7 protein-coding genes are annotated in these 7534 nt (G+C 73.4%); 3 read left to right on the forward strand and 4 right to left on the reverse strand.

Annotated features, from left to right (window positions below; genetic code table 11):
* Window positions 1-106 precede the first annotated feature (106 nt).
* On the reverse strand, window positions 107-820 hold the full coding sequence (locus AC3A5R_RS14250) for a LuxR C-terminal-related transcriptional regulator (RefSeq protein ID WP_487621426.1): 714 nt from the start codon (window positions 818-820) through the stop codon (window positions 107-109).
* Window positions 817-2550: an ATP-binding protein gene (locus AC3A5R_RS14255; protein ID WP_487621427.1), complete on the reverse strand. Its 1734-nt coding sequence runs from the start codon at window positions 2548-2550 to the stop codon at window positions 817-819. Before AC3A5R_RS14255 ends, AC3A5R_RS14250 begins: the two co-directional genes overlap by 4 nt.
* 125 nt (window positions 2551-2675) lie before the next feature.
* On the opposite strand from AC3A5R_RS14255, the gene AC3A5R_RS14260 reads away from it, so the two are divergent.
* From AC3A5R_RS14260 to AC3A5R_RS14270, 3 genes are all read left to right on the forward strand, one after another.
* Window positions 2676-4019, forward strand: a complete 1344-nt coding sequence (locus AC3A5R_RS14260) for a PspC domain-containing protein (protein WP_487621428.1) — start codon at window positions 2676-2678, stop codon at window positions 4017-4019.
* The gene (locus AC3A5R_RS14265) at window positions 4016-4726 is read left to right on the forward strand and encodes a hypothetical protein (RefSeq protein WP_487621429.1); all 711 of its coding nucleotides are present in this window, start codon (window positions 4016-4018) and stop codon (window positions 4724-4726) included. Before AC3A5R_RS14260 ends, AC3A5R_RS14265 begins: the two co-directional genes overlap by 4 nt.
* A gap of 175 nt (window positions 4727-4901) precedes the next feature.
* Complete coding sequence (locus AC3A5R_RS14270) at window positions 4902-6833, forward strand: M13 family metallopeptidase (protein WP_487621612.1); 1932 nt, start codon at window positions 4902-4904, stop codon at window positions 6831-6833.
* Between the two features lie 24 nt (window positions 6834-6857).
* Here AC3A5R_RS14270 and AC3A5R_RS14275 read toward each other — a convergent pair whose 3' ends face one another.
* A complete protein-coding gene (locus AC3A5R_RS14275) occupies window positions 6858-6989 on the reverse strand; it encodes a hypothetical protein (protein WP_487621430.1) in 132 nt (43 codons plus the stop codon).
* On the reverse strand, window positions 6986-7489 hold the full coding sequence (locus tag AC3A5R_RS14280; RefSeq protein WP_487621431.1) for an SRPBCC family protein: 504 nt from the start codon (window positions 7487-7489) through the stop codon (window positions 6986-6988). Before AC3A5R_RS14280 ends, AC3A5R_RS14275 begins: the two co-directional genes overlap by 4 nt.
* Window positions 7490-7534 lie beyond the last annotated feature (45 nt).

Consider the following 7534-nt stretch of genomic DNA (forward strand, 5'->3'; position numbering starts at 1 on the left):
CACCCCAGCCGAAGCCCTGGCCAAGCTACTCTCGGCCCCGAACGAGCCAAGCGTTGCAACGACCCCTTGAACTCGCCAGGGGACGGACTGCTCTTTCGATCGGGTCTCAGAGGAGGCGGCGGCCCATGGCCCAGGCGGTGAGCTCGTGCCGCGAGGACAGCTGGAGCTTGCGCAGCACCGACGACACGTGGGTCTCGACGGTCTTGACGGAGATGAACAGCTCCTTGGCGACCTCCTTGTACTGGTAGCCACGGGCGATGAGGCGCATGACCTCGCGCTCGCGGGCCGAGAGCCGGTCGAGCTCCTCGTCGATCTCGGCGACCTCGCCCGCGGCGGCGCCGAACGCGTCGAGGACGAAGCCGGCGAGGCGGGGGCTGAACACGGCGTCACCCTCGGCCACGCGGCCGATCGCCGTGAGCAGCTCCTCGGCGCTGATCGTCTTCGTGACGTAGCCGCGGGCGCCGGCGCGGATGACGGCGATGACGTCCTCGGCGGCGTCGGAGACCGACAGGGCCAGGAACCGCACCGGCACGTCGGGGGCGGCCTGGACCGTGGCGCAGGCGCGGATGACGTCGGCGCCGCCGTGGCCGTCGCCCCCGGGCAGGTGCACGTCGAGCAGCACGACGTCGGGCTTCTCGCGGGCGATGACCTCGGTGGCCGACTCGACGGCCCCGGCCTCGCCGACGATCTCGAGCCGGAAGGGCGCCCGCGCGGCGAGCGTCGTCAGCTCGGAGCGCACGCCGGTGCGGAACATGTGGTGGTCATCGACGATGACGATGCGGATGCTCCGCGCGTCGGTGGCGCCGGTCGGGTTGGTCACGGGTGCTGCTCCTGTTTCGTCGGGCCGTTCGTCGGCGCCGCCGGCGGCGCGGCCGTGCGGTCGCCGTCACCGGCGGGCGCCGGCGCGGGGTCTGGGGTGCCGGATGCCGGGTTCGGGGCGGGGGACGCGGGGGCCGTGGTCGTGACCGGCAGGCGCAGCTCGATCTCGGTGCCGTCGGCGCGGCGGCGGATGCGGGCCGACCCGCCGTGGCGCTCCATGCGTCCGATGATCGACTCGCGGACGCCGGCGCGGTCGTCGGGCACGTCGTCGAGCTCGAAGCCGCCGCCGTGGTCGCGGACGAACGCCTCGACGGCGTCGGGCCCGACCTCGACGTAGGCGCTGACCGGGGGCTCGGCGTGCCGCACCGCGTTCCAGGCGGCCTCGCGGACGGCCTTGACGAGGGCATCGAGGTGCTCGTCCATCGGCCGGTCGCCGGTGACGACGAGCTGGACCGGGACGCCGTGGAGGTCCTCGACCTCGCCGAGCGCGGCGGTCAGGGCGGCACCGAGGGAGCCGGCGCGGGCGTCCTCGTCGTAGAGATAGCTGCGCAGCTGCCGCTCCTGGGCCCGGGCCAGGCGCGCCACGGTGGCCGAGTCGCCGGCCTGCCGCTGGATGAGGGCGAGGGTCTGGAGGACGGAGTCGTGCAGGTGGGCCGCGATGTCGGCGCGCTCGGTGGCGCGGATGCGGGCGGCCTGCTCGAGGCGCAGGTTGCTCCAGAGGCGCAGCACCCACGGCGCCGACAGGACGGCGACGCCGACGAGGGCGGCGAGCACCGCGCCGGCCACCTGCCACAGCTCTGACACGTTGGTGCCTCGGGCCAACAGCGCGACGAGCCCGAGGACCGTCAGCGTCAGGCCGACGACGAGCCAGATCCACCGGACCGGGCGCCGCGCGCCGAGGACGTCGGTCTCGTCGAGCTGGGACCAGAAGAAGATCGCGCCGATGCCGATGGCGACGACCGGCAGGATGACCTCGGCGTGCACGTTGAGCCCGGCGCTGCCGAGCCACAACGCGCCCGCGACGGCGAGCACCGCGACGCCGACGATGGCGATGACGACGGCCTGGTTGCCGCTGCGCAGCCACGTCCGCAGCGAGGCGAGGTCGAGCGGGAAGGACGCATGGGAGCGGCCGGCGGTGGTGGGGGTGGTGGCAGATGCGCCGGCGCCCGGGGTGGCCGGGTGTCCCGGCGCAGCTGGTGCACCCGGCGTCGCGGCGCCGGATGCCGCGGGGGACCCAGGCGTGATCGGGGCCGCGCCCGGCGTCGGGGGTGGCAGGACGGCGGTCGTGCCGGCGGCGGGCGCGAGGTCGTCGTGCCCCTCCCGCATCGTGGCCCACAGGAAGACGTAGACGACGAGGCCGGCGCCGAAGGGGATGCTCGTCGCGACGAGCGCGATGCGGACCGGCAGGACCGGGATGCCGAGGTGGGCGGCGAGGCCCGCAGCGACGCCGGCGATGACGCGGCCCTGGCGGCGTCGCTCGAGCGGCGGACGTGGGCGCGACCGCCACGGCTGCGCGGGTGCGGCAGGGGCGGGGGGGATCGTCGTGGTGGGGACCGCGGGTGCGGGCGTGTGCGAGGACGCGGGAGCAGGCGTCGCCGGGGGCGTCGGTTCGGTGGTCGCCACCGGCGTCGCCTGCCCCGAGACCTGTACCGGCACCTGCCCCGACGCGGGATCGGACGCGGGGTCGCCGGCGGTGCTCACCGGGGCCCTGCTCTCGTCTGCCGTCTGCACCGTTCCATCCTGACCCACGGGTGGGGGTGCGGGCGACCACCGAGGCACCCTTTGGGGGTCGCGTCAGGGTCCGGTCAGGGTCGACCCTCATGGCTGCGTCGCGGGCGGGGCGCGAGTCTGGTGACATGACGAAGAGCAAGAACGCCCCGACGCAGGGGCACGGGCTGGACGGGTTCTACGCCGCACTGCGCCGGCCCGGCATCACGCGGGTCGCCGACGGTGGCTGGTTCGCGGGGGTGTCGACGGGCCTGGGCCGCTGGCTCGGCGTCGACGCGCTCGTCGTGCGGGCCGGCTTCATCCTCCTGTCGATCTTCTTCGGGATGGGGGTGGCTGTGTACCTCGCGCTCTGGCTGGTCATGCCGGACGAGCGCGGCGAGATCCACCTCGAGCGCGCGCTGAAGCACGGTGAGGGCCGCTCGATCTTCCTGCTCGTCGTCACCGCCGTGTCGCTCTTCGGCGGCGGTCCCTGGTGGGGCGGTGACACCCACGGCCTGCGGTTCGGGGCGTTCGTCCTCCTCGCCGTCGGCGCGTGGTGGTTCCTCACCCGCACCGACCAGGGACGCCGGCTCAGTGGCTGGCCGTGGACCGACCCCGGCTCCGCATCCTCCGGCTCGTCGACCACGGCGTCGGCCACCGCTGCTCCCTCGGCCCCCCCGGCCCCCTCGACGGGCAACGCCGCCGCCAACGCCGGCGCCGCCATGGCCGGCGGTGCGACCGCCGCGCCGCCGCGACCGGCCCCGGTGCCGCGCGTCCCGCGTCCGCGCACCCGCACCATCGGGTTCGCGCCCGGGCTGCTCGTCCTCGGGCTCGCCGTCCTCGCCGGCGCGGTCGTGGCCGAGATCGCCCACAGCGCGGGCGTGCTGGGCAACCCGATCGCCGTCGGCATCGCGACCGGCGTCGGGGTGCTCGGGCTCGGCATCGTCGTGGCAGGTCTCGCCGGACGCCGTGCCGGCGCGCTGGCCTTCTTCACCGTGCTCGGCATGATCGCCGCGGTCTTCGCCACCGCCGCCCCGCGGGGCCTGACCCAGCCGTGGCAGGTCGGCGAGCAGACGCACGTCGTGTCCTCGGTCTCCGACAACCGTGACTTCCAGCTCGGTATGGGTGAGATGCGCGTCGACCTCACCGGCCTGACACCGACCACCCTCAAGGGCCAGACCAACCTGCCGGTGAACGCCACCGTCGGCATGGGGCAGATCGACCTCGTCGTGCCCCAGGGCGTGGCCGTCCAGGTCAACGCGAAGGCGCGGGCCGGCGCCCTGTCGGCGGTCGGCGCCAACGGCGGCAACCTCGCCGTCAACACGAACGACGGCAACGACACGGGCGCGGGTATGCCGATGCGGATGCGCAGTGGCAACGGCATCAGCATCGACCAGAAGGTCACCTACGGGCCGGCGGGCACCCCCTCGATCGTCGTCAACGCCGAGGTCGGCGTCGGCGAGATCCGCGTCACCACGGGGAGCGCGTCATGACCGGACAGCCCGACCGGCGCGGCGCCGACGCGACCGACACCCCCGATGCACCCGAGATGCCGACGCCCACGCCCGCAGCACCCGCCGACCACGAGACCCGTGACGACCTGGAGACGACGATGACCACCGAGCAGCCCGACGACGCGAACATCGAGACGAGCACCGACGCGACGAGCACCGACGCGACGAGCGACAGCACCGACGCGACGAGCGACAGCACCGAACGGCCCGACCCGACGCTCTCCGCACGTCTCGGCTGGCCGGACATGACGACCCCGGTGCCGAGGGCGTCGACGCCCGACACGACGGCCCTGCCGGTGGAGAGCACCACGACACTGCCGCAGGCGGCCGCGCCGGCCGGTGTGCCCTTCCGCGTCGAGCCGAGCGCGCCGGTGCCCGACGACGTCATCCCGGCCTCCGACCTGACCCAGCTTCCGCCCCCGGCCTGGCCGCCCGTCGGCGAGCCTGTCGCCCAGACCTACGAGGGTCCACAGGGGCCCGGCGTCACGGTGCGCCGCGGGCCACGGCCCGGAACGGTGATGTTCGGGCTGCTCGCGATGATCGTCGCGGCCTACGTGCTCGTCGCCAACCTGACGAACGCCGACCTCAGCATCCGCCTCGTGGGGCCTCCGCTCATCGGTGCCTTCGGCGGGATGCTCCTGCTCGTCGGGATCGCCGGGGTCCTCGCCGGACGCCTGCGCCGCTGACCGACCTCTCTCCGGGACCGGCCGGCCGACGCCGACGCGTCGACCGGTCGGTGCCGCGCCGGGCGGCTCGCGTGGTTACGCTGCGCACGGGACGCGGCCCGCCCGCGTCGACACCCGACCGCACGACACACGGAGGCACGACGTGACGCTGAAGTCCGGCATCGACCTCGGCGCGATGGACCGCGCCACCCGCCCCCAGGACGACCTCTTCCGGTTCGTCAACGGCACGTGGCTCGACACGACGGACATCCCCGGGGACCGAGCTCGCTTCGGCACCTTCGACGTCCTGCGTGAGCAGTCCACCGCGCGGGTGCACGACCTCATCGAGGGCGCTGCCGCCGATCGCGACGCGGCGCCCGGGTCGCCGACCCGCCAGGTGGGTGACCTCTACGCGAGCTTCATGGACACCGAGCGGATCGAGGCACTCGGCCTCGCGCCGCTCGAGCCGTTCCTGTCCGACGTCGCGACCGTGCACGACGTCGAGTCGCTCGGCGCGACGCTGGGGCGCCTCGAGCGCGTCGGCGTCCACGGCGTGCTCCACTCCTGGGTCGGTCCGGACGAGCGCTCGCCCGAGGAGTACGTCGTGTACCTCGAGCAGGGCGGTCTCGGGCTGCCCGACGAGTCGTTCTACCGCGAGGACAAGTACGCCGCGATCCGCGAGGCCTACGTCGCGCACATCGGCCGGCTCCTGACGCTCGCGGGCATCCCGGACCCCGAGGACAAGGCCGTTCGCGTCATGGCCCTCGAGACGCGCCTGGCCGCGGGCCACTGGGACAACGTCGCCACGCGCGACGCCGTCAAGACGTACAACGCCTACAGCCTCGACGAGGCGCGCCAGCTCGCACCGCAGTTCCCCTGGGACGCCTGGCTGCTCGGCATGAGGGCCCCCGAGGGCGCGTTCGCCAAGGTCATCGTCCGCGAGCCGAGCTTCCTCACGGCGCTCGGCGAGGCGCTCGCCGAGGTCGAGGTCGCCGACTGGCAGGCCTGGCTCACCTGGCACGTGCTCAGCGAGTTCGCCTCGCTGCTGCCGCAGGCCCTCGTCGACGAGGACTTCGACTTCTTCGGCCGAACCCTGTCGGGCCAGCCGGAGAACCGCGAGCGGTGGAAGCGCGCCGTGTCGGCGGTGGAGAACGGCGTCGGCGAGTCCGTGGGCCGGCTCTACGCCGAGAAGTGGTTCCCGCCGGAGGCGAAGGAGCGCATGCAGCAGCTCGTCGCCAACCTCGTCGAGGCGTTCCGGCGCTCTTTCGGCTCGCTCGCCTGGATGGGCGCCGAGACCCGTGCCGAGGCGATCGCCAAGCTCGAGGCGTTCACGCCGAAGATCGGCTACCCCGACACGTGGCGCGACTACTCCTCGATCAGCATCGACCCGGGCGACCTGATCGGGAACGTCTCTCGCGCAACGGAGTTCGAGGTCGACCGCAACCTCGCCAAGATCGGTCAGCCCGTCGACCACGGCGAGTGGTTCATGCTGCCGCAGCACGTCAACGCGTACTACATGCCCTCGATGAACGAGATCGTCTTCCCGGCCGCGATCCTCCAGCCGCCGTTCTTCGACCTCGAGGCCGACGACGCCGTCAACTACGGCGGCATCGGTGCCGTCATCGGGCACGAGGTCGGCCACGGCTTCGACGACCAGGGCTCGCGCTACGACGGCACGGGTGCCCTGCGCGACTGGTGGACCGAGGGCGACCGGGAGCGTTTCGACGCCCTGTCGCAGCGGCTCATCGAGCAGTTCAACGCTTACACCCCGGCCGGACTCGACGACTCGCACACGGTCAACGGCGCGCTGACCGTCGGCGAGAACATCGGCGACCTCGGCGGCCTGCAGATCGGCTACGCGGCCTACCGCATCGCGACGGAGGAGTCGGGGATGGCCGAGCTGGACGGCTTCACCGGGCCGCAGCGGTTCTTCATCGGCTGGGCGCGGGTGTGGCAGGGCAAGGCTCGCGAGGCCGAGGCGATCCGCCTGCTCGCCATCGACCCGCACTCGCCGCAGGAGGTGCGCGGCAACGCCGTGCGCAACGTCAGCCAGTTCCACGAGGCGTTCGGGGTCACGCCGGAGGACGCCATGTGGCGCCCGGAGGAGGAGCGGGTCCAGATCTTCTGAGCGGCAGCGGGGTCGCCCGTCGGGTCAGAGGGCCTTCTTGAACCCGACGTGCGACTTCTCGAAGCCGAGCCGCTCGTAGAAGCGGTGCGCGTCGAGGCGCGTCGCGTCGGGTCGTAGGTCAGCTGTACCAGTGCGCAGCCGAGGCGTCGCGGTCACCGGTCGGCGGAGTCGGCGGAGCCTGCCGAGTCAGCGGACTCCGCGGACTCGGCGGCGGCCTTGAGCTGGGCGAGGCCCTTCTCGAAGTCGGGGCCGATGAGCTTCTCCATCGACCAGAACCTGCTCATGAGGCGCATGACGGCGTTCTGCGGGCCGGTCATGGCCCACTCGACGGCCGTCGAGTCCCCGTGCGGCGTCAGGGTGAAGTCGACGCGGTTGGTGGCGCGCACCGGGGCCGAGAAGACGAGGTCGACGCCCACGTGGTGGGGCTGGGACTCCACGATCTCCATGCGCCCCTGGCCGGCCTTGCTGTTGCCACGCCACGCGTACGTCGCCCCGACGCCGGACTGCGGGCCGGCGTAGGTGCGCTCGAGGTGGGGGTCGAGCCCCTCCCACGGGGACCACTTCTGCCACTCGTGCAGGTCGTTGACGAGGGCGTGGACCCGCTCGGTCGAGGCGGCGACGAGGGTCGAGCGACTGATGTGGAAGTCCTTGGCCATGGCGCGATCCTGCCATCGCCGCCCCGCAGGTGCCCGGCATTCCCG

It is taken from the genome of Intrasporangium sp. Soil_C_50, assembly GCF_057656595.1.